Source organism: Sphingobacterium sp. NPDC055431, from assembly GCF_053644255.1.
Window position 1 is genome coordinate 228,422 of the sequence record NZ_JBSHLH010000002.1, and the last position, 23,228, is coordinate 251,649.

Genomic DNA, 23,228 nt, shown 5'->3' on the forward strand with positions numbered 1-23,228 from the left:
AAAGTATGTACAATAACGAAGAGCTAACTGCACTAGCAGATTTTTATAATGATCAATTGGTCAATGATACGGTTCCTTTTTGGTTTCCGCGGTCATTTGATCATGAGTATGGCGGGTACCTATTGATGCGAGACCAAGATGGTTCCCTGATTGATACCGATAAGGCCGTTTGGATTCAAGGTCGTGCTTGTTGGTTGCTTTCTACCCTTTATAATACGGTGGAACCAAGGGAAGAATGGTTGGAAGGTGCGCGTTTGGGCTATGAATTCTTGAAAAACAAATGCTTTGATGCAGAAGGAAAAATGTATTTCCATGTGGATCAGGAAGGCAATCCAATCCGTATGCGCCGTTATTTTTTCTCTGAGACTTTTGCCGTGATTGCCAGTGCTGCTTATGCTAAGGCTTCAGGTGATCAGGAAGCTGCTCAGCTAGCCCGTGATCTGTTTGGGATTTGTTTGGAGTATGCCAATGGTGAACGGAGAATTGAACCTAAGTTTGAGGAAACCCGGCCAAGCCGCGGGATAGGTATTCCGATGATCATGTGCAATACAGCCCAGCAATTAAGGGAGACCATTGGCGACCCTCGATGTGATGATGCGATTGCAAATTGGATCCAAGAGATAGAAAAGTATTTTGTAAAAGATGATATCCGCTGTGTGATGGAGCAGGTAGCTCCTGATGGCAGTATCATCGATCATATCGATGGGCGGACGCTTAACCCGGGCCATGCTATTGAGGGTGCTTGGTTTATCCTACATGAAGCTGTCCATAGAAATATGGATGAGAAATTGATCAACCTCGGGTTGCGGATGCTGGACTATATGTGGGAAAGAGGTTGGGACAGGGAATTTGGGGGCATTCTGTATTTTAGGGATGTCTATAACAAGCCTGTCCAAGAGTATTGGCAGGACATGAAATTTTGGTGGCCACAGAATGAAGCCATCATAGCTACCTTATTGGCTTATCTGATAACCAAGGATGAAAAGTATGCTAATATGCACAAGCAGATCCATGAATATGCCTATACCCATTTCCATGATAAAGAACATGGGGAATGGTACGGTTATCTACATCGTGATGGGGGAATAGCCCAAACCGCTAAAGGGAACCTATTTAAGGGTCCATTCCATTTGCCTAGGCAAGAATGGTACTGTTGGTCCATTATCAATCAATTTAAGAACAAGGACAATTATGAATAAGATAGGCCATTATATTTTATTGTTATGGAGCTTTTTTGCTGTCGATAGCCTGAACGCTCAGGAGGCTTTGATTCCAATGCCTCTAAATGTGCAGTGGTCGGAAAATAAACTTGACCTGTCCAAAGGGGTCCATCTTGAAATTGACAAATCCATTGAAAAGAATGAGGTAAGCCTGCTTAAAAATATATTAGAAAGTCAATCGATAAGCATTTCTAAGAATAAGAAATTACCTTCAATTTCATTGAAGATGGTTTCAAGCCTAGAAGGAATTGATTCTGATGAAGGATATGAATTAAATATCGATGCTAAAGGAATCTATATTCAGGCCTTAGCAAGTAAAGGGATTTTCTCTGCTCTTCAGACCTTGGTGCAAATGGATTTTCATGAGAAGCAAGTTGCTCTAGTGAACATCAAGGACCAGCCTGCTTATTCCTTTAGGGGATTCTTGTTGGATGTGGGAAGGAACTATCAGCCTATGTCCATGGTGAAAGAGCAGATCGATGTTATGGCTAAGTATAAGCTCAATGTTCTGCATTTCCATTTCACGGAGGATATTGCTTGGCGCTTGGAAAGTAAAAAATATCCTGGTCTAACCGCTGCGGAGAACATGACCCGTTGGGCAGGGAAATATTATACGGTAGCAGAGTTTCAGGAGTTGATCGACTATTGTAGGGATAGACATATTTTATTCCTGCCAGAGATTGATATGCCGGGGCATTCAGCTGCTTTTGAACGGTTCTTTAAGGTCAATATGCAGAGTGAAGAAGGCATTGTGTACATCAAGGAATTGCTCAAGGAGTTTGCTGAAACCTTTCCTACACTCAAGCAATTGCATATTGGTGGGGATGAGGTGAAGATCAGTAATGAGCAGTTCATGCCGGAAATCACGAAATATGTGGAATCCTTAGGTTTCAAGACCTATGGCTGGGATCCGGGAAGTAATTTGGAATCCTCTACGGTCCGTCAAATGTGGATGGGTGGTCCCAAAGCCATTGATCCTGATACTAAACTCCAGTATTTGGATTCCAAGCATCTTTATATCAACCACATGGATCCTTTGGAGACTGTTACAACCTTGTTTTTCAGAAGGTTTGCTGAGCAGGAAAAGGAAAGTCTACAGCTTCGCGGTGCCATCCTATGTTCTTGGCCGGACCGCGCCGTTGAAAAGCCTGAAGATATGTTCCTGCAGAGTGCGGTATATCCAGGGATGATAACATTTGCGGAAAGAATATGGCGAGGAGGCGGTGAATTAGGTTGGAAGGCATTTCTGCCGGAAAGAAAAACAGAAGCTTTCCATGAATTTGCAGCATTTGAGAAAAGACTCTTGTCCCATAAATCAAAATATTTCGCCAACCTTCCATTTCCATATCAGAGGCAGACTGAAATGTCCTGGGATATGATCGGCCCTTATGATAATGCAGGCGATTTAACGAAGGAGTTTCCTATTGAAAAGGATCCTTTTAGCGATCAATTCGCAGTTTATAAGAATCAAGTCGGCGGGACCATAGTCTTGAGACATTGGTGGGCTGATATTATTCCGGGGGTGATAGATTCGCCTAAGCCTAATAGTACCTTTTATGCGAGATCTAGGGTCTGGAGTGAAAAGGCAGAAGAAAAGCCATTTTGGATAGGTTTTGCGAACCTGTCCCGTTCTTATGCCAGTGATTCACCAGCTGAAGGGACTTGGGATGGTCTGCACAGCCAGGTTTTCGTCAATGGCGTGAAGATCCCTGCTCCGAAATGGAAACATCCGGGACAGAAAGGTGGTCTGGAATTGCCGTTGAGCGATGAAGGTTATTCTTTTAGGGAGCCAAGCATGATCCAGCTGAAAGAAGGCTGGAACGATATATTGATCAAATTGCCAGTCGGAGATTTTAAGGGGAAAGATTGGCAGAATCCAAGGAAATGGATGTTTACATTTATCCCTTATCATTAGAAATCAATACACACTATATATGAAAAAACTATTTTTATCAGTATTTGCCGCATGCTTAATATCAGCTGTTTCCGCTCAGGAAACGGTGGTTTTCCGTTCAGGGGAGGATGGCTATGCCAGCTATAGGATTCCTGCCATTATCAAAAATAAGAATGGAGACCTGATCGCTTTCTCCGAGGGCCGTGTGGACCATGCCGGGGATTATGGCAACGTAGATATCGTCTATAAGATCAGTCAGGACCAAGGTAAGACTTGGGGGAAACTGAATGTTGCTGCGGATTATGATAAGCTTCAAGCTGGGAATGTTGCTCCAGTTGTTGATTTAACCGATCCGGCTTATCCATCAGGAAGGATTTTCCTCTTTTATAATACGGGGAATAACCATGAGGGTGAAGTGAGAAAAGGGAAGGGCTTGCGCGAGGTATGGTACATCACATCAACAGATGGAGCCAAGACATGGTCCGAACCGGTGAACATCACGAGCCAAACGCATAGACCAAATCAGCCACAGGTTAATGCTGCTTATACCTTTACAGAAGATTGGAGAACCTATGCGAATACTCCTGGACATGGATTCCAGTTTGTTTCAGGGCCGAACAAAGGAAGGATTTACATTGCTGCCAACCATAGTGCTGGAGATCCAAGTGCGCAGGGTAAGGACTGGAATGCACATGCTTTCTATTCGGATGACCATGGAAAGACCTTTAAGTTGAGCCAGAATGTGCCTTATCCAGGTACTAATGAGTCTACTGCTGCACAGATTGGAGAAAATGAGGTATACATGAGCTCAAGGAACCAACAGTTGAATCCAAAGCAACGTGTCATTTCTGTTTCCAATGATGGTGGTGAAAGCTGGCAGAGTTCTGCTCCAGATCCTAACCTTCCGGATCCAATCAACCAAGGGTCAGTATTGTCCTGGAAGAAAGGAAAGAATTTTGTGCTGGCCCATATCAATGCAGCGGATGAAAAGAATAGAGATAACCTGACTTTGAGACTTTCCAAGGACAAAGGCAAGACCTGGTATTTCACTAAACTGATCGCCAAAGCTCCAGAAGGGTATAAAGGTGCCTATTCGGCCTATTCGGATATCGTTCTGATGAAGCCTAAGCTTGTCGGTATTTTGTATGAAAAAGATAATTACAAAGACATTGTCTTCCTCACGGAAAAGATCAAATAAAGGAAAACCCTAAGCCAAAAAAGCTTAGGGTTTTCTTTTTTATTCCCATGATTCTCAGAAAATTCCTGTAAATTGAACTTTATCTACTTGTTTAACCTGTTTAAACTCAATCAAATTATGTTTCTGAAAGGTGTGGTCTATATAAAAACATTTATCGGTGTTCCTTCGGTGCGCAATTCAATGCTCGTGTCTATTTTGTTGTTGTCGGCTTCTGTTCTTGATTCCTGTGCGAGGAAAAATGCTGCAGTTACAAGCCCAATAAATGGTACCTATCAGAATCCTGTATTTGAACCGGTGCTCGCTGATCCCACGGTCATTCAAGATCCGAAAACAAAACTTTTCTATGCCTACGGCACCCAGGATAATTGGGATGACGGAAAAGGATCTCGCCTTGTGCCGATTCTGGAGTCCAAGGATATGGTAAACTGGTCCTACGTTGGTCCTGCTTTTAAAACTAAACCAAATTGGAAAGAGGCTGGGGGTATTTGGGCGCCAGACATTAACCTTGTCAATGGAAAGTATTACCTCTATTATTCCTTCTCTACTTGGGGCGATAAGAATCCAGGTCTTGGATTGGCGATTTCGGACTCCCCTAAAGGTCCTTTTATTGACCAGGGGAAATTGCTTGATTCCAAATCTGCCAATGTGCCAAATTCCATTGATCCCTTTTTTATGGAAGATAAGGGCAAGAAATATATTTTCTGGGGTAGTTTCTCCGATAGCCCTGAACAAGGGACATTTGCCTTGGAACTGACAGCTGATGGGAAAAAGATCTTGAATGGGCAGAAGCATAAAATAGCTGCCGGAGACTATGAAGCGGTGACCATCTTTAAGAAAAACGGTTATTTCTATTTCTTGGGTTCTAAAGGAAGTTGTTGCGAGGGCGCAAATAGCAAATACCATGTGCTGACTGCACGATCGAAGAATCTATTGGGACCCTATCTGGATAAAGATGGACGGGATATCAAGGAAAGAAATCATGGAAGTTTGATCCTAGAAGGATCAGAGTCTATTGTTGGACCGGGTCATACTTCAGGGGTCATCAAAGACTCCAAAGGGAAGGATTGGATTTTCTACCATGCCATCGATAAAAACAATGGAAAGCTAGGGAATGGAACGAGCAGAAGGATGTTAATGCTAGATCCGCTGAATTGGAAAGACGGCTGGCCAGTAATCGGGACAGGGAAGCCAGAAAGAAATAAAACTCAGAAACCTATTATTTAATACTCAGAGATGAACATACGATTTTTGCTATTAGGATTGTCATTCTTGTTCTGTTTGCTTGGCAAGGCACAGGAATTACCAGGAAATCCGCTGTCAGTTGCTTTAGGGGATCCTTATATCATATATGATGATCAGAGCGATCTTTATTATTTATATGGAACTGGGGGTACAAAGAATGGTTTTGTGGTCTATTCTTCCAAAGATTTGAAAGATTGGAAAAATGAAGGCGTAATCTACAATAACCAACAAGAGAAATCTTGGGGGACCAAGGATTTTTGGGCTCCTGAGGTCTATAAATGGGACGATAAGTTTTATTTGTTCTATAGCGCCCATTGGAAGGAAAACCCAAACAATGAACTGGAAAACTATAAGATTGGGGTTGCGGTTTCGGATAAACCAACGGGTCCATTTGTAGATATTGAATCTCATCCGCTATTTGATCCCGGATATCCCATTATTGATGCCAATGTCTATGTCGCTGAAGATGGTAAAAAATACCTCTATTATTCCAGATGTTGTTACAAACATCCTGTGGAATCCGAAATTGCTGATTGGGCAAAAAAGAATGGCATTTATGATGAAATTGAGGAGAGTTGGGTGTATGGTATTGAGTTGAAACCGGATCTAAGTGGGGTGATTGGAAAGCCCAGGCTTTTGCTGAGACCTCCAATGAAAATAAACGATAAACAAGCGGAATGGGAAAGCCGTTCTGTCAATAATAAGGAAATCAACCGACGTTGGACGGAAGGTTCCTATCTGTTCAAGCATAATGGTCTTTTTTATATGATGTATTCTGCGAATCATTATGCAGGGCCATATTATGCGGTGGGTTACGCAATATCGGAAAGTCCTCTGGGTCCTTTTGTTAAATCGGAGTTCAATCCGGTATTGGAAAAGAATACTGAAAAAGGGGGCGATGTTACAGGAACGGGGCATAATTCGGTATTTGTTGGTAAGGATGGCAAAATGTACTGTGTGTACCATGGGAGGACCACAAAAACAGGGAATGACCGGGTCGTTTTCATTGATCCAATAGAAATAGATTCCAAGGGTGTGTTAAAAGTACACGGACCCACTACAATTAATTGATGGAATTTGTATCTTAGGAAAACTAATTTAAGCGCAACCTATGCCTAATTTTGCTATAAATGATGTTCCACACAGGCGTTTGAACCTGTTGACAGGCGAAAGTATCCTTGTTTCTCCCCATCGCAGTAAGCGACCTTGGCAGGGACAAGTAGAAGATTTGCCTGCTGACAATAGGCCTGAATATGACCCAACGTGTTACCTCTGCCCCAGAAATCCAAGAGCCGATGGAAGTGTCAATCCCGATTACAAAGAGAGCTTTGTATTTGTGAATGACTTTTCCGCCCTGTTGAAAGATTCAGAGGAAGGGGAAATGAACGAGGCAGGTCTTTTGGTAGCAGAAACAGAAAGAGGGATCTGTAAAGTAATTGCCTTTACTCCTCGGCATGATCTGACCTTACCTGAAATGGACATCCCTGCAATCAGGAAGGTTGTGGATGTTTGGCAAAGTGAATTTTCTTCTTTAGCAGAGAATGATTGGATAAAATATATACAGATCTTTGAAAACAAAGGCTCCATCATGGGTTGCAGCAATCCTCATCCGCATGGACAGATCTGGGCAGAGAGCAAACTCCCAATGGAGATCCAAAAGGAGGAAAAGCAGCAGAAAGAATACTTTGAAAAAAATGGACATTCATTGCTTTCGGATTATTTAGCCTTAGAGCTCAAGAAAAAAGAAAGAATAATCGTAGATAATGAACATTTTGTCGCCTTGGTGCCATTCTGGGCAGGATGGCCTTTTGAAACCTTGGTCATCAGCAAAAGACAGGTAAAGGACATCAGGGAATTTACCGATGCTGAAAAAACCGACCTCGCCAAGACCTTACAAGAACTGACCATCCGTTACGATAATATCTTTTCTACTTCTTTTCCCTATTCTGCAGGAATGCATCAGGCCCCTGTAAATAGTGGAAATCAAGACTTTTGGCATTGGCACATGCATTTTTATCCACCCTTGCTGCGTTCAGCAACAGTGAAGAAATTCATGGTCGGATATGAAATGTTGGCTAATCCGCAACGTGATATTACAGCTGAAAAAGCTGCGGAAATAATCAGAAATCAACCCACAGTACATTATAAATCAAATACCAAATGATTGAAAGAGACCAAATTAGTGCTAGGTTCAAGGAATTGTATGGAACAGAGCCTACATTAGTTTCGAAATCCCCGGGAAGGATCAATATCATCGGGGAACATACCGATTACAACGAAGGGTTCGTCCTTCCAACTGCTATTGACAAGGCTGTTTATGTAGCGCTTTCAAAGCGGACGGATTCGGAAATACACCTATATGCCGAAGACTTTAAAGAGCCTTATTCAGTTGACTTAAAAGAGGTGGCTCCTTCGGATAAAGGTTGGCCTAACTATATTCTAGGGGTAGTCAACCAATTAAAAAATAGAGGATTGGAACTTTCGGGTTTTAATCTTTACATCGATGGGGATATCCCGGTTGGAGCCGGATTATCTTCTTCAGCGGCCGTTGAATGTGCTACTGGATATGGGCTGAACGAGTTGTTCGGTCTGGGACTGGACAAAGTCGAAATCGCAAAGATCGGTCAACTTGCTGAACATACCTATGCAGGTGTGAAATGTGGGATCATGGACCAATTTGCTTCTGTTTTGAGCAAAGCAAAGCATGTTGTCCGCTTAGACTGTCGGGATCTCAGCTATACCTATGTTCCTTTGGAATTAGGAGAGTATGAGATCGTATTGTTAAATACCAATGTTAAGCATTCCTTGGCGTCTTCTGCATATAATGATAGAAGGTATGCCTGTGAGCATGCTGTTTCCTTGATCCAAAAGAAACATGCCGAGGTAAAGAGCTTAAGAGATGTTGATATAATTATGTTGGATGAATTGGTCAGGCCGTTTGATGAGGATAGTTATATCAAGGCTAGGTTTGTTGTGGAAGAAAACGAGAGGCTAGCGAAAGCCTGTGATGCCATGGAAAGTGGCGATATCGTAGAAATGGGAAGGCAGATGTTCCGAGCACACGAAGGCTTGAGCAAGGAATATGATGTGAGTTGTCAGGAATTGGACTTTCTTGTAGAAAAAGCGAAGCACTTTCCTGAAGTGCTGGGAGCGAGGATGATGGGTGGAGGATTTGGTGGTTGCACGATCAATATTGTCAAAAAAGGCTTTGGTCAGCAGCTTGTGGAAGCGCTTGCCCCAGCCTATAAAAATGAGTTTAACCTTGAGCTGACACCTATTTTCGTGAAAACTGATAATGGCTCAGAATTAGTATATTAGAATCAATTATAAACAGAAAATGAAAAGATCAATCCTTAGACTTATGCTAGCATGCGGCCTATTTACGGTCGTGGCATGTCAGCAAAATAGTAAGCAAGAAAGCAATCAGACCACTGATTCCAGCAGCAATACTGTTACTACCTTAGACTCCAGTACTTTCACGTCAGATATTGATGGTAAAGAAGCTAAACTTTACATGTTAAAGAATGCTTCGGGTGCCAAGGCGTATTTTACCAACTTTGGAGCAAGGGTTGTTTCCTTACAGGTTCCGGATAAGAACGGAACCCTTACTGATGTGGTATTGGGTTTCAACAAGGCTTCTGATTATAACAATCCAAAAGAACCCTATTTCGGGCCTATCGTAGGGCCATTTGGGAACCGAATCGCCAAAGGTAAGTTTACTCTGGATGGTGAAAACTTCACCCTTCCGACCAATAACGGAGCCAATACACTCCATGGTGGACTAAAAGGTGTCCATTTTGCTAATTGGGAAGTGACATCAGCTAATGATAAGGCCATTACCTTTGCATATACCCTTCCAGATAAACAAGAAGGCTTTCCAGGCCCTATCCATATCGAAGTGACCTACAGCCTTTCTGATAACAATGAATTGGCAATAGATTACAAAGCAACAGCTGACAAGAAAACTGTGGTCAACTTTACCAACCATGCTTATTTCAATCTTAACGGTGAAGGCAGTGGAACGATTACCGACCACAGCCTAAAGCTATATGCGGATAAATTTACTCCGGTAGATAGCACCTTGATTCCAACTGGCGAGTTGAAGGACGTTAAAGGGACTCCATTTGATTTTACAACTTCAAAAACTATCGGTAAGGACATTCAACTAGATGATGAGCAATTGAAATTTGGAAAAGGTTATGACCATAACTGGGTACTTAACGGGACTAAGGTTGATGGATTGAACCATGCTGCCACATTAACTGGAGATAAATCCGGTATTGTGATGGATGTATATACCGAAGAGCCAGGGATACAGTTTTACAGTGGAAACTTCATGGCAGATAATGTAACCCTAAAAAGTGGTGTAAAGGATAGCTTCCGTACTGGTTTATGCTTGGAAACACAACATTTCCCAGATTCCCCAAACCAACCGAACTTCCCTTCGACTACCTTGAATCCAGGAGATACCTATACCAGCAAATCTATTTATAAGTTTACGACTAATTAATCTCAATGGAAACCAAAGACTATATTGTATTCCTGTGCTACTTCATCATTGTTGCAGGATATGGACTTTATATTTATTATAAAAAGAAATCAGCCTCTGGAGATTCCAAAGACTACTTCCTAGCAGAAGGTTCTTTGACTTGGTGGGCCATTGGAGCCTCCCTGATCGCCTCGAACATCTCTGCGGAGCAATTCATCGGGATGAGCGGTTCAGGCTTTAAGATCGGTCTTGCAATTGCTACCTATGAATGGATGGCAGCGGTGACCTTGGTGGTAGTAGCGGTGTTCTTTCTCCCGGTATACCTCAAGAACAAGATCTTTACCATGCCGCAGTTCCTGAATCAGCGGTACAATGGCACGGTGGCCATGATCATGGCTGTTTTCTGGTTGCTGTTGTATATTGTGGTCAACCTTACTTCGATCCTCTTCCTAGGAGCGCTGGCCGTATCCAGTATCTCTGGCATTGACTTCCAGGCTTGTATGATCGGACTTGCTGTTTTCGCTATCTTCATTACCCTAGGTGGTATGAAAGTAATTGGATATACGGATGTTATCCAGGTATTCTTCTTGATCCTAGGAGGTTTGGCGACGACTTACCTGGCGTTAAACCTAGTGTCTGACCATTTCGGTGGTGGAGGCGTATTGGATGGTTTGGGAATCGTTCATAACAAAGCCCAAGATCACTTCCATATGATCTTGAAACCAGACAATCCGAATTATATCGATCTACCGGGGCTTTCAGTTCTAATTGGGGGTATGTGGATCATCAACCTGAATTACTGGGGCTGTAATCAGTACATTACCCAACGTGCATTAGGAGCGGACCTTCCAACAGCTAGAAACGGACTGTTATTCGCTGCTGGATTAAAGTTGTTGATGCCTTTGATCGTTGTGTTACCAGGTATTGCTGCCTTTGTATTGTACAATGATGGCCTATTCCAACAAGAAATGTTAGCGGGAGGGGAGTTGAACCCCGATAGGGCATACCCGGTTCTGCTGAATCTATTGCCAACCGGATTGAAAGGTCTGTCATTTGCAGCCTTGACCGCTGCGGTGGTAGCTTCATTAGCAGGAAAAGCAAACTCGGTGGCAACGATATTTACCTTGGATATCTACAAAAAGATCTTCGATAAAGATGCTTCTGAAAGGAAATTGGTGAATGTAGGAAAGATCACGATCGTGGTATCCATGATCTTGGCTATCTTCATCGCTCCTTACCTAGGTATTGATAAAAAAGGTGGATTCCAATATATCCAAGAGTATACAGGATTTGTATCTCCGGGGGTATTTGCGATGTTCCTTTTGGGATTCTTCTGGAAGAAAACGACTTCCAATGCAGCGCTTTTTGCAACCATCGTTGGTTTCCTATTGTCGATCGTATTGAAGTTCCTTCCGGGCTATATGGACCTTTCATTTTTGGCATCCACAGGATTTGCAATCCCTGTGGACGGCGTGTATGAAATCCCATTCATCGATAGGATCGGTTTTGTGTTTATATTCTGTCTTATCGGAATGTACATTATCAGTATGTACGAGCACAAAAAAGGCGTGGTTACCCACGGACTTGAAATCGATGCTACGATGTTCAAAACAAAAACGGGCTTTGCCGTTGGTGCCTTAATTGTTATCGGTATCACTGCAGCGCTTTATGCCATATTCTGGTAATAACCAAAGCTAGAAGGGGACAAATCCTCTTCTGGCTTTTTTCATAATTAACCCAACCCTACCATTATGAGAAGCTTTCTGATTTGTTCAGCGGGACTGTTGTTTTCCGCGAGCCTTTGGGCACAAAGCCCTTCACAAAGGATTTATCCTATTAATTTTTCCAAGGTTGCCATCGAAGATAATTTCTGGTCACCCCAATTGGAAAAGGTCGCCAATGCTACCATTGATGCCTGTGTAACCTATACGGAGGACAAAACGGGGCGTATCAGGAATTTTGAGAAGGTGGCCCAGGGTTCTGGCAAACATGAAGGGATTTATTATGATGATTCCGATGTCTATAAAGCGATCGAAGCCATCGCGTATTCACTGAAGAACTATCCAGACAAAGAACTTGAAGCCAATACGGATGTATGGATCGATAAAATAGCCGCTGCTCAACAACCTGATGGCTATTTGAATACCTATTACACCCTAAATGGCCTGCAAGATCGCTGGAAAGATATGGAAAGGCATGAGGATTATTGTGCCGGACACCTCATTGAAGCGGGTATAGCCTATTACAATACCACCGGCAAGGATAAATTGCTGAAGGTAGCGACCAAGTTTGCAGATCATATTGATAATTACTTCAGAGTGCCCAATAAACCTTGGGTGTCAGGCCATGAGGGAATTGAATTGGCTTTGATGAAATTATATCATCATACCAATGAAAAACGCTATTTGCAATTGGCAGATTGGTTTGTTGAACAGAGAGGAAGAGGTCATGGAGTAGGCAAGATCTGGGATGAATGGAAAGACCCTGATTATGCACAGGATGCTATTCCAGTTCGTGATCAAAGAAAGATAACCGGCCATGCCGTACGTGCGATGTACCTCTATACTGGGGTTGCAGATATTGCCTCTGAAACCAAAGATGCAGGTTATGTAAAGACCATGGATGCCATTTGGGACGATGTGGTAAACAAGCATTATTATATCACCGGTGGGATCGGAGCCCAAGGTTCCAATGAAGGATTCGGAAAACCTTATGACCTTCCGAATGAATCCGCCTATTGTGAAACCTGTGCATCCGTAGGAATGGTCTTTTGGAACCAGAGGATGAACATGCTTTCTGCACAGGCAAAATACATCGATGTCCTGGAAAGAACGCTGTACAATGCTGCCATTGATGGAATCAGCCTTTCTGGAAACCGTTTCTTCTATGGGAACCCACTGGCTTCAGATGGCAATTACGAACGCAGTGAGTGGTTTGGGACAGCCTGCTGTCCATCCAATATTGCCAGGTTGGTATCTTCCTTAGGTTCATATATCTACAGCCGCTCGGCAACTGACCTCTATGTCAACCTATTTGTTGGCAGTGAAACGACGGTAGACCTGAATAAAAACGAGGTCTTTGTGAAACAGACAGGGAATTATCCTTGGAACGGACAAATAAGTATCGAAGTGAGTCCTAAGAAATCCAAAGAATTTGCAGTCTTTGTTCGTATTCCAGGTTGGCTAAAGGAACCTGTTCCAAGCTCTTTATATCATTATAAAAACAACAAAACCAATAATTATACAGTAACGGTAAACGGCAAGCCGGTTAATGCTGCAGTAGAAGATGGTTATTTGAAGATTGATAGAAAGTGGAAAAAAGGCGATAAGATCGATATGCTGATGAACATGGAAGTCCAGCGCATTGTATCATCCGATGAGTTGAAACAGAATCAAAACCGCATTGCCTTACAATATGGCCCCTTAGTCTATGCGGTGGAGGATGTGGATAATCCAAATGCAAAGAATGGACTGTTTATTCCGGAGAATACCCAGTTTCAGGTGAGCTTTAAGCCTGATTTATTTGGAGGAGCCAACGTGATCCAATTCAAAGCCCCTATCGTTGCTATCGATCAGGCAAGCAATCAAGTGTTGCAACAAGAAAAGGAAATTACAGCAATTCCATATTTCCTTTGGAACAACAGAGGAAAGAGCGCGATGCAGGTCTGGATACCAGAGAAGTTGACTTCCGTTAGGATTGACTAAAGAATAAGATCAAAATAGAAGAAGCGGGCTTAACCCGCTTCTTCTATTTAATTCCTTCTAGTGCATGTTCAAAATCTGCAATCAGATCGTCTATATGTTCAATCCCGACTGAAATCCGGAGCATGCCATTGCTTATTCCGGAAACGGATTTCTGTGTTTTATCATGATGCGAACCCCACATACTGGCCGGATGGACCACCAAGGATTCCACACCGCCTAAACTGGCTGCATTGGCAAATACTTCCAGTTTGTTCAATACCGATTGCGCATTTTTATAAGCATCGTCTTCATTCGCCCCTATGACCTCTATGCAAAGCATGCCCGTGCCACCGCGCATCTGTTTTTTGACCAGTTCATATTGAGGGTGAGAAGGAAGCCCAACATAGCCAGCATATTTAATTGCCGGATGTTTTTCAAAGTATTCGGCCAAAGCCAATGCATTGCTGTTGATTTGCTTCACCCGCATAGAAAGCGTTTTAAGCCCACGCAATAACAACCAAGAGTCAAAAGGACTCAACGATCCGCCCAGCATCAACGATCTTTTCCATACCCTTTCAATAAATTCCTTGCTTCCACAGACTACCCCGGCAGTTAGGTCACTGTGACCACCCAAGTATTTGGTCGCAGAATGAACCACGACATCAATCCCGAACTCCGTAGGAGTCTGGTTGATAGGCGAAGCAAAGGTATTGTCCGCCATCGTGGTCAGTTGGTGCTTCTTTCCGAGCTCAGCGATAAACTTCAGGTCGGTGACATCTAAGTTTGGATTCGAGGGCGTTTCAATATAGATCAATTTAGTATTGGCTTTAATGGCCTTCTCAAAGGCTTCGTTGTCTTTTTGGTCCACGTGGGTTACTTCCACTCCATACTCGGTCAAGAAGTTCTTAAAGAAGAGCATAGCGCCAGAATATAGGGAGTTTTGTGTCACCACATGATCGCCAGCCTTCACAACTGATAATATGGCCGTGCTGATAGCTGCCATCCCCGTTGCCAAAACCAGGGCATCTTCCGTTTTCTCCAAACTCGCTACAATTGCCGCAGCCTGTGAGTTGGTCGGATTACCATGCCGATGGTAAAAATTAGGATTCTTGGTCTCTGTAGCAGAAATGATATAGTTCTTTAAATCTTCATCTGCAAAATAGGTAGATGTCTGATAAATGGGTGTTACAACAGCTTTACTACTGTTGAATTCTTGGCCTTTATGGATGAGGTCGGTTTCTAAATGAGCCATAGTAGGTTGGGTTTAAAAAATAAAGGACTGAAAATTAAAAAAATAACTTGTAAATACTTAATTTCAGCAACGAATTATTTTAAATTATTAAACCCTAATTAACCTCTAATACTATGAAAAAAATACTGGCCATCCTGGCTTGTTTTATTTCCACACTTTCTTTTGCGCAAATCAAATCCCCCGCTGAATATCTAGGCTATCAGGTGGGAACCAAAGTAACGCCGCATTGGAAGGTTTTGGAATATTATCAGTATGTGGCAGATCAGGTCCCAAACCAAGTGAAAATGGAATCTTATGGAGAAACCCCTGAAGGTAGACCCTTAAAGGTTTTCTATATTTCTTCTGCCCAAAACATCGGAAACCTTGAAAATATCCGTACCAATAACTTGAAGCTTGCTCATGCTACGCAAGGCGAGGGAAACAGTAATGGTCCTGCCATTGTCTGGATCAGCAATAACATCCATGGGAATGAAACTTCTTCTATTGAAGCTTCCATGATGACCTTATTCGAATTGGTAAATCCCAACAACAGCAAGAGCAAAGGTTGGTTGGATAACACCCTGGTTATCCTAGACCCTTGCTTGAATCCTGATGGAACCGAACGTTATAACAATTGGTACAACGGAACCGTGGGCATCAAGTACAATCCGGAGATCTATGCTAGAGAGCACCGCGAACCTTGGCCGGGAGGTCGATATAATCATTATTATTTCGATATGAACCGTGATTGGGCTTGGCAAACGCAGAAGGAAAGTACTTTCCGTGCAGCCATCTACAACAGGTGGTTGCCTCATATCCATGCTGATTTCCACGAACAGGGAATTAACTCGCCATACTATTTTCCACCGGCAGCTGAGCCCTTCCATGAGGTGATCACGCCATGGCAAAGGGAGTTTCAGACCACCATTGGAAAACATAATGCAAAATATTTTGATTCCAAAGGCTGGCTTTACTTCACCAAGGAACGCTTCGACTTGTTTTACCCCTCCTATGGGGACACCTATCCCATCTATTCTGGAGCCATCGGTATGACCTTTGAAAAAGCAGGAAATGGTTCTGCAGGATTAGGAGTCTATACCGATGAAAAAGATACATTGACATTGGTGGACCGTGCTATCCAGCACCATGCTTCAGGAATGAACATTATTGAAGTGGTTTCCCAAAACTCAGCTAAGGTGGTTTCTGAATTCAAGAAATTCGGAGATGATGCCGCAGCGGGTAAACTTTCTTCTTACCAAACCTATGTGATCAAGTACGATTCTTCCCGTGATAAGACCATGCGCTCCCTAATAGAACTATTGGACAAGAATAAGATCAATTATTACTCTTCCTCAGGTTCTGTAAAAGGCTTTGATTATTTCAGTAAGAAGGAACAGAACCATAGCCTGACTGAAAAGGATTTGGTCATTCCGGGCAATCAATCCAAAGCGGCCTTGATTCGCGTACTGTTTGAACCGGAAGCGAAATTAACGGATTCCATTACCTACGATATTACCGCTTGGTCTTTGCCTTATGTTTATGGTCTTCCAGCTATAGCTTCCCAAACGAAAATCAGCAACCTTAATCCTTACCAATTAGAGACTATCAGCAATGCGACTGGTTCTAATTTTGGATATGCGGTAAAATGGGATGGTTTTTCTTCAGCAAAATTATTGGCTGCCCTATTACGCCATAAGATCACCGTTAAAGTCTCAGATCAGAGCTTCAAGATCGGTTCGGATGAATTTCCAAAAGGATCACTCTTGGTCATGAAGAACGGCAATAAACAAGCGAATGTAGAAAAGATCATGAAAGAAGAGGCGGACAAGTTACAGGTGAAAACCTATGCTATCCAATCTGGAATTGTAGAAGGAGGAAAGGATTTGGGAAGTTCCGATGTGAAGACCATCAAGGCTCCAAAGGTCATGATGATGGCTGGCGAAGGTCTTAGAGCGACCAATGTGGGCGAGGTGTGGCATTTCTTTGATCAGCAATTGCAGTATCCAATTATCCTGATCAATCCTACCGATTTTGCTAGGGTAGACTGGGATGAGATCGATGTATTCATTATGCCTAATGGGAATTACTCTTTCCTAAAGGACAAAGGCCAGAGCGAGGAGTTTGCAAGTTGGATTAGAAAAGGTGGAAAGGTCATTGCTCTTGAAAGTGCAGTAAGTCAATTGGCTGCACAATCTTGGTCCGAATTGAAAACGGTAAAACAAGATACCTCTGCTAAATCTAAACCAAGTCCATTGAAGAAATATGGAGATCGTGAAAGAGGTGCAATGGAGAATTATACCTCTGGAGCCATCTTCAAACTGACCTTCGATAATTCCCACCCATTGATGTTCGGTGTTAAAGATTACTTCACCCTGAAACAGGATGACAATCTATTTCAATATTTCGAACCAAACAAAGGTTGGAATGTGGGCTACATCACAGAAAACTCAAAGATGAGCGGGTTTGTAGGTCATAACTTGAACAAAAAACTGAAAAATGGAATGGTCTTCGGAACGCAGAACCTTGGTAGGGGTTCGGTTATCTATTTGACGGACAATGTGTTGTTCAGGAATTTTTGGGAAAGCGGTAAGCTGATCATGGCTAATGCGACCTTCCTAACGGTTGAATAAAAATACCCTATATCGGGGATTGTATCATGTCCTAATGTGGGTTACTTTTGGGTAACAACATTAGGACATTTTATGTACGTTCATTCGAAAAGAAAATCAAAAAGAAAGTATAGGTTACTATATGTATTAAAATTTATTGGAGGTTATTTTGTCTTCCTCTATAAATTAGCCATTCGACCTTAAAGTCTTATCGCATCTGTTTCAACAATTCAATAGCATATTCAATACTGTTCACATTATTGATAGCTATACGCAATTGACCTTTTACTTCTTTCATATTGGAATTGTTGGCATGTTGCTGAACGAAGCCCAGTACTTTTCCAAAACTATCCGACTGATAGTAGCTAGATTTCGGATTTTTAACGAAATACCCTTTCAAAACATGTTTCTTGTAGGATATTTTCTCCAAACCGATCTCCTTACCCAGCCACTGCAGCCTTAAGGTATTGAACAGTTCAAACACCGGCTCAGGTATTGGCCCAAAGCGATCTATCAATTCCTTCTCAAATTTCTGTAACTGTCCTTCATCCTTCAACTTCGAAATATCGTTGTACAGATTGTAGCGCTCAGAAACATTGGTCACATATTCATCCGGAATCATCACCTCCAGATCCGTATCGATCTGCGTAAAGCTTACGTATTTTCTGTTTTCCTCATCGGCAAATAGTTCGCCGAACTCATCATCTTTCAGCTCCTGTACGGCCTCATCCAAGATCTTATTGTACATTTCAAAACCGATCTCGGCAATGAATCCCGACTGTTCGGCACCCAATAGGTTACCTGATCCACGGATATCCAAATCTCGCATCGCAACATTGAAACCGGACCCTAATTCAGAGAACTCCTCGATAGCCGATAGACGTTTATATGCTTCGGTGGTCAAGGTTGATAATGGCGGGCTCAAGAGATAACAGAAGGCCTTTTTGTTCGACCTTCCTACACGGCCTCGCATTTGATGGAGGTCACTCAGACCAAACATGTGCGCCTGATTGATAATAATGGTATTCGCATTAGGAATATCCAAACCCGCTTCAATAATGGTTGTCGCAATCAATACATCATATTCATGGTTGATGAACTTCAACATGACATCTTCCAGGTCGTCCCCTTCCAATTGTCCGTGGGCAATTCCCACACGTGCCCCAGGAACCAATTTGCGGATCAGCATGCCCAATTGAGGAAGGTCTGCAACCCGATTATGGATAAAGAAAATCTGACCGCCACGATCGATCTCGAAGCTCACCGCTTCTTGTATTAAACTCTCATTGAAGACGTGTAATTCAGTCTGTACGGGCTGCCTATTAGGTGGAGGGGTCGAGATAATACTCAAATCCCGCGCTCCCATCAGGGAGAAGTGTAAAGTCCTTGGGATCGGTGTTGCCGTCAAGGTCAATGAGTCCACATTGGCACGCATGACCTTTAACTTCTCTTTTACCGATACCCCAAATTTTTGCTCCTCATCGATGATCATCAAGCCTAGATCTTTGAATTTCACATCCTTGCTGACCAAGCGGTGGGTCCCGATTATGATATCTATTTTACCTTCTTCTAGTTTCTTAAGGGTTTCTTTGATCTGCTTGCTGCTTTTGAAACGATTGATATAATCAATGTTTGCCGGCATGCCTTTCAATCTTTCCGAGAAAGTACGGTAATGTTGCAGCGCCAAAATGGTCGTAGGAACCAATACCGCTACCTGTTTGCTATCTGCTACAGCTTTAAAGGCAGCACGCATAGCGACCTCGGTCTTACCGAAACCCACATCCCCGCAGACCAATCTATCCATTGGATGCGGCGATTCCATGTCCTTTTTCAGGTCAGCCGTAGCCTTTTCCTGGTCTGGTGTATCCTCATAGATAAAGGAGGCTTCCAATTCCCGTTGCAAATAGGTATCCGGACTGAAAGCATTTCCCGTTTGGGCTTTTCGCTTAGCATAGAGCATGATCAAGTCCCGGGCTATATCCTTAACCTTTTTCTTGGTCGTCCTTTTCAGTTTCTCCCAAGCGTCCGTTCCCAATTTATTCATCTTCGGAACAGTTCCTTCCTTCCCAGAATATTTGGAAATACGGTTTAAGGAGTTGATATTGACATACAGTAAATCATTGTCTGCATAGACCAAGCGGATCATTTCCTGGCTCTTGCCGTTCACATCCACCTTTTCCAGACCGGCATATTTTCCTACACCGTGGTCGATATGGGTAATGTAATCACCCGGCTTCAATTCACTCAATTCCTTCAGGGTGATCGCCTGGGAGCGCTCATATCCCTTTCTACGTTTATATTTATAGTATCGATCGAATATTTGGTGGTCGGTATAACAGGCTACTTTCAGCTTGTCATCCCTGAAACCCTCTCTTAAGGCCTTGTATATAGGCGTGAAGGTTACGGTCTTGTCCAGATCCTCTAATATGGCATAAATACGTTCAATCTGCTTGGTGGAATCCGAAAAGATATAATTATGGATGGCATGCTTTTCATTTTCCTTAAAGTTATGGATCAATAGATTGAAATCTTTATTGAAAGAAGGTTGTGGGTGGGTATCAAAACTGAATTCTTCATCCGGTTTATAGAAAAATTGCTTTCCAAATTCCACCAATGGGTACTCAAAGAGCATGGCATTGAAGTTTTTGTCATCTGTAAAGGTAAATCTCGGATCCACCCAATCCGGATTATCCTTGATTTCCTTTTCTGTCAAGGCTTTCCAATATTTGGAAGCCTTTTTATAGCCTTCTTGCAGGATGTCCAGCGTAAACTGAACATCCTTGATCCAGATAATGGAATCTCTCTCAATATATTCCAATAATGAAATATGGTTATTGCTCAGGAATTTTGCTTGTACATTCGGAACAATAGTTACCGAATTGATCTTGTTGACTGAAAGTTGGGATTCAATCTCAAAGGTCCGGATGCTATCGATTTCATCGCCAAAGAACTCAATCCGATAGGGGAGGTCATTTGAAAAAGAGAAGATGTCCACGATGCCACCGCGGATTGCAAACTGTCCCGGTTCATAAACAAAATCGACGCGTTCAAAATCATATTCATACAAGAACTCATTGATGAAATCAATGCTCAGCTTAGTGCCAACCCGGATTTCCAATGTATTTTTTTCGAGGTCCTTTTTGTTGATTACCTTTTCCGAAATGGCTTCAGGATAGGTAACCACGATTTTTGGCAATTCAGAATTTCGGTTCAGTGAACTCAGCGTTTCCGCCCGTTGCAGAACATTGGCGCTGTCCAAGATGGTAAAATCGAAGGCCTTCCTGTAAGATGCCGGAAAGAACAGGATTTGATTATCAAATAAGCTCTCCAGGTCACTCAAGAAATAAGAGGCCTCCTCATGGGTAGGCAAAATAAAGACGTTCAACCGTTTTTCTATCTGGTAGCAGGCGGCAGCGACCATGGCATCGGACGAACCTACCAATCCCTTTAAATGGACCTTCGGTTTGCCGTTCTGGATACTACTGGTAAATCGCTTGACTTGTTCGGATAGGATGTATTTATCTAATATTTCTTGGATGTTCACGCTAGTATATTTTTGCAAATTTACAAAAATGCTTGGGTAATAGGAATGGATATCAACCTATAAGCTCTGATCGAGCTTATGCTGTTCAGCAAATTCAAGCACATATTCCATTTGGTCTTTCAAGTCAAATTGTAGATCCTCATGAAGATTGCCATATATTTTTACGGCATTTTTGATCCTCGCACCCACATAGCTATGCAGTTTGAATGCAGGAGATAATGCGGATGGACCAAATAGGGAGGGATACCGGTCAAAGGCCTCCTGTAAGATCAAGAGCCTACATTCCACCACGGAAAACTTATCCTTAGTGATCTTCTCATGCTCATTGATCATGCCGCTCGCTTGGCGCAAGCTGCTGTTCAGGCCTTTGTAATTGGAATACATGGGCAGGTTTTTGACCTTATTGCTATTCACATCAAACAAAGATTCCAACGCATTCTTCAGATCGAAAATCCGATCCTCCAAATCGGCCTCATCCTCTAAGAGCTCATAGTGCAATTGCTTCAAAAGCATCTTGTCCTTATTGATTAACCTGACCAATAACTTGTCCTTTTCCTTTGCCGGTAAATTGAGTACCGCTTCCTTGAGCTCCTGATCCTTGTGTAATGACATAAATAAAGATAAATAATATTACAAATAATACCATTCTCAATTTAGGCAATGGTATTAATTATCCCCGATTATAAGGGGTAAATAAATCCAATAAGTAAATAACACCATTGATGGCTGTTTTTATACCATTATTCATGGTAGTTATTGGTTACCTTTGTATCGTATGGGCAAGATACCTGTTTTAGAGCAATGTACAGTATCCTACAAGGAGGATAAAAACTTTTTGGCAGACCGTCTGGAGGTTTACCTAGGTAAGAACAATAACCTGGTTTTTCCACATCGACACAATTTCTACCAAATGTTGTTATTCCTTTCAGGAGAGGGGATGCATGAGATTGATTTCAAACAATACCCCATCGAGCGTGGTCAGGTATATTTCATGGGACCAGGACAAGTGCACTCCTGGATGTTTGAAGGGAAAATGACTGGCTATATCGTCAATTTCGATATCGACTATTTCAAGTCCCTTTTGATCCAACCTGATTATGTGGAGAATCTAGACTTGTTTTCTTCCTTGAATGAAGGTGTTTTCACACTAGAAGAATATCAGGTCCGCGAAATTTCCCGCTTATTCGATCAATTGATCGAACTGAGCAGTCTACCTGTAGCAAAAGATCTAAAGCGTTCTTTACTTCTTTATATTCTGCTGCGGTTTGACCAGGCATATATCCCCAATTTCCCGGCGAAGAGCATCGACTATCATCTGGTGTTGATCAAGAACTTTATTTCCCTGGTCGACCAGAATTTTAAAGAGCTGCATTTGCCAAAGGAATATGCGGAGTTATTATTTGTCACTCCAAACCACCTCAATTCGGTATGTAAGGAATACCTGGGGACCCAAGCTGGGGAAGTAATCCGAAACAGGATCATGTTGGAGGCCAAGCGATTGCTGATCTTGCCAGACTGGACCATCTCACAGGTGGCCTATGAATTGAGTTTTAATGATAATTCATATTTTACAAAATTTTTTAAAAAAGTAGAGGGTAAGACCCCCGAAGAATTCAGAAAATCACAATGGACATAAATATCAATATGGAAACAAAATATACCATACCTTCGGAATTAAAGAGTGCAATAGATGGTAAATGCCCGAGATGCAGAACCGGTAATATGTTCGCAGCACCTCTTTTGAGTTTTAAATCTAAGAGAATGTTGGAAAGATGTCCAGCATGTGAGTTGAAATTTGAAAAAGAACCCGGCTATTTCTATGTTGCCATGTATGTCAGTTATGCCCTTAGCGTTGCTGAATTGGTAACAGCCTGTGTATTGACCTATTTCCTATCCGGTAATTTGGAAAGCCCTTGGTTATATGTCATCGTTGCCCTAGCAGTCACCTTGATCATGGCGCCATTCAACAACCGCTATTCCAGAATCATCTTATTATACTTGATGACACCATCCTTCAAATTCATCCCTAAAATTTTCCAAAGGGTCAAAGAAGAAGGTAAGTAGCATTACCCCATAAAAAGGCGGGTTTTGTTTAACAAAAGCCCGCCTTTTTATGGG

16 protein-coding genes are annotated in these 23,228 nt (G+C 42.4%); 13 read left to right on the forward strand and 3 right to left on the reverse strand.

The annotated features are described in order from the left end of the window. Window positions 1-5 precede the first annotated feature (5 nt). The 10 genes from ACWIB3_RS03985 to ACWIB3_RS04030 all read left to right on the forward strand — a co-directional run bounded on the left by ACWIB3_RS03985 (window position 6) and on the right by ACWIB3_RS04030 (window position 13,747). Window positions 6-1,199, forward strand: a complete 1,194-nt coding sequence (locus ACWIB3_RS03985; RefSeq protein ID WP_454290949.1) for an AGE family epimerase/isomerase — start codon at window positions 6-8, stop codon at window positions 1,197-1,199. Beyond that, window positions 1,192-3,135, forward strand: a complete 1,944-nt coding sequence (locus ACWIB3_RS03990; protein ID WP_454290950.1) for a family 20 glycosylhydrolase — start codon at window positions 1,192-1,194, stop codon at window positions 3,133-3,135. The genes ACWIB3_RS03985 and ACWIB3_RS03990 overlap by 8 nt, the downstream gene beginning before the upstream one ends. 19 nt (window positions 3,136-3,154) lie before the next feature. Next, window positions 3,155-4,312: a sialidase family protein gene (locus tag ACWIB3_RS03995; protein WP_093099319.1), complete on the forward strand. Its 1,158-nt coding sequence runs from the start codon at window positions 3,155-3,157 to the stop codon at window positions 4,310-4,312. Between the two features lie 117 nt (window positions 4,313-4,429). Next, window positions 4,430-5,536, forward strand: a complete 1,107-nt coding sequence (locus ACWIB3_RS04000; RefSeq protein ID WP_454290951.1) for a family 43 glycosylhydrolase — start codon at window positions 4,430-4,432, stop codon at window positions 5,534-5,536. Window positions 5,537-5,545: 9 nt separating this feature from the next. Then, entirely contained in the window at window positions 5,546-6,625 is a 1,080-nt protein-coding gene (locus ACWIB3_RS04005) for a glycoside hydrolase family 43 protein (RefSeq protein ID WP_093099318.1), read from the forward strand. 40 nt (window positions 6,626-6,665) lie between these two features. After that, complete coding sequence (locus tag ACWIB3_RS04010; RefSeq protein ID WP_093099316.1) at window positions 6,666-7,718, forward strand: UDP-glucose--hexose-1-phosphate uridylyltransferase; 1,053 nt, start codon at window positions 6,666-6,668, stop codon at window positions 7,716-7,718. Beyond that, window positions 7,715-8,872, forward strand: a complete 1,158-nt coding sequence (gene galK / locus ACWIB3_RS04015; RefSeq protein WP_454290952.1) for a galactokinase — start codon at window positions 7,715-7,717, stop codon at window positions 8,870-8,872. The genes ACWIB3_RS04010 and galK overlap by 4 nt, the downstream gene beginning before the upstream one ends. A 19-nt stretch (window positions 8,873-8,891) precedes the next feature. After that, a complete protein-coding gene (locus ACWIB3_RS04020; protein ID WP_093099313.1) occupies window positions 8,892-10,064 on the forward strand; it encodes an aldose epimerase family protein in 1,173 nt (390 codons plus the stop codon). A 5-nt stretch (window positions 10,065-10,069) separates the two neighbouring features. Next, window positions 10,070-11,728, forward strand: coding sequence for a sodium/sugar symporter (locus ACWIB3_RS04025; RefSeq protein ID WP_454290953.1), 1,659 nt, complete (start codon window positions 10,070-10,072; stop codon window positions 11,726-11,728). 66 nt (window positions 11,729-11,794) lie between these two features. Beyond that, a complete protein-coding gene (locus ACWIB3_RS04030; RefSeq protein ID WP_454290954.1) occupies window positions 11,795-13,747 on the forward strand; it encodes a glycoside hydrolase family 127 protein in 1,953 nt (650 codons plus the stop codon). A 43-nt stretch (window positions 13,748-13,790) separates the two neighbouring features. On the opposite strand, the gene ACWIB3_RS04035 is transcribed toward ACWIB3_RS04030, so the two are convergent. Then, the gene (locus tag ACWIB3_RS04035; protein ID WP_185217430.1) at window positions 13,791-14,978 is read right to left on the reverse strand and encodes a trans-sulfuration enzyme family protein; all 1,188 of its coding nucleotides are present in this window, start codon (window positions 14,976-14,978) and stop codon (window positions 13,791-13,793) included. Window positions 14,979-15,091: 113 nt separating this feature from the next. Between ACWIB3_RS04035 and ACWIB3_RS04040 the strand changes: the two genes are divergently transcribed. Further along, the gene (locus ACWIB3_RS04040; protein ID WP_454290955.1) at window positions 15,092-17,587 is read left to right on the forward strand and encodes a M14 family zinc carboxypeptidase; all 2,496 of its coding nucleotides are present in this window, start codon (window positions 15,092-15,094) and stop codon (window positions 17,585-17,587) included. A gap of 187 nt (window positions 17,588-17,774) precedes the next feature. Here ACWIB3_RS04040 and mfd read toward each other — a convergent pair whose 3' ends face one another. Together mfd and ACWIB3_RS04050 are read right to left on the reverse strand one after the other, a co-directional pair. Next, window positions 17,775-21,110 (reverse strand): transcription-repair coupling factor, encoded by a 3,336-nt coding sequence (mfd, locus tag ACWIB3_RS04045; protein ID WP_185217428.1) that lies wholly within the window; start codon window positions 21,108-21,110, stop codon window positions 17,775-17,777. 57 nt (window positions 21,111-21,167) lie between these two features. Next, window positions 21,168-21,722 carry a hypothetical protein gene (locus ACWIB3_RS04050; RefSeq protein ID WP_093099306.1) on the reverse strand — a complete coding sequence of 185 codons (555 nt, stop codon included), beginning with the start codon at window positions 21,720-21,722 and terminating at the stop codon, window positions 21,168-21,170. 163 nt (window positions 21,723-21,885) lie between these two features. Between ACWIB3_RS04050 and ACWIB3_RS04055 the strand changes: the two genes are divergently transcribed. Together ACWIB3_RS04055 and ACWIB3_RS04060 are read left to right on the forward strand one after the other, a co-directional pair. Continuing rightward, a complete protein-coding gene (locus ACWIB3_RS04055; RefSeq protein WP_185213085.1) occupies window positions 21,886-22,746 on the forward strand; it encodes a helix-turn-helix domain-containing protein in 861 nt (286 codons plus the stop codon). 8 nt (window positions 22,747-22,754) lie between these two features. After that, the gene (locus ACWIB3_RS04060; RefSeq protein WP_454290956.1) at window positions 22,755-23,174 is read left to right on the forward strand and encodes a DUF983 domain-containing protein; all 420 of its coding nucleotides are present in this window, start codon (window positions 22,755-22,757) and stop codon (window positions 23,172-23,174) included. Window positions 23,175-23,228 lie beyond the last annotated feature (54 nt).

Excerpts from the sequence above, each read along its gene's own strand:
- ACWIB3_RS03985 (WP_454290949.1), top strand. The coding sequence starts at position 6 with ATGTACAATAACGAAGAGCTAACTGCACTAGCAGATTTTTATAATGAT.
- ACWIB3_RS03990 (WP_454290950.1), top strand. The coding sequence starts at position 1,192 with ATGAATAAGATAGGCCATTATATTTTATTGTTATGGAGCTTTTTTGCT.
- ACWIB3_RS03995 (WP_093099319.1), top strand. The coding sequence starts at position 3,155 with ATGAAAAAACTATTTTTATCAGTATTTGCCGCATGCTTAATATCAGCT.
- ACWIB3_RS04000 (WP_454290951.1), top strand. The coding sequence starts at position 4,430 with ATGTTTCTGAAAGGTGTGGTCTATATAAAAACATTTATCGGTGTTCCT.
- ACWIB3_RS04005 (WP_093099318.1), top strand. The coding sequence starts at position 5,546 with ATGAACATACGATTTTTGCTATTAGGATTGTCATTCTTGTTCTGTTTG.
- ACWIB3_RS04010 (WP_093099316.1), top strand. The coding sequence starts at position 6,666 with ATGCCTAATTTTGCTATAAATGATGTTCCACACAGGCGTTTGAACCTG.
- galK (WP_454290952.1), top strand. The coding sequence starts at position 7,715 with ATGATTGAAAGAGACCAAATTAGTGCTAGGTTCAAGGAATTGTATGGA.
- ACWIB3_RS04020 (WP_093099313.1), top strand. The coding sequence starts at position 8,892 with ATGAAAAGATCAATCCTTAGACTTATGCTAGCATGCGGCCTATTTACG.
- ACWIB3_RS04025 (WP_454290953.1), top strand. The coding sequence starts at position 10,070 with ATGGAAACCAAAGACTATATTGTATTCCTGTGCTACTTCATCATTGTT.
- ACWIB3_RS04030 (WP_454290954.1), top strand. The coding sequence starts at position 11,795 with ATGAGAAGCTTTCTGATTTGTTCAGCGGGACTGTTGTTTTCCGCGAGC.
- ACWIB3_RS04035 (WP_185217430.1), bottom strand. The coding sequence starts at position 14,978 with ATGGCTCATTTAGAAACCGACCTCATCCATAAAGGCCAAGAATTCAAC.
- ACWIB3_RS04040 (WP_454290955.1), top strand. The coding sequence starts at position 15,092 with ATGAAAAAAATACTGGCCATCCTGGCTTGTTTTATTTCCACACTTTCT.
- ACWIB3_RS04050 (WP_093099306.1), bottom strand. The coding sequence starts at position 21,722 with ATGTCATTACACAAGGATCAGGAGCTCAAGGAAGCGGTACTCAATTTA.
- ACWIB3_RS04055 (WP_185213085.1), top strand. The coding sequence starts at position 21,886 with ATGGGCAAGATACCTGTTTTAGAGCAATGTACAGTATCCTACAAGGAG.
- ACWIB3_RS04060 (WP_454290956.1), top strand. The coding sequence starts at position 22,755 with ATGGAAACAAAATATACCATACCTTCGGAATTAAAGAGTGCAATAGAT.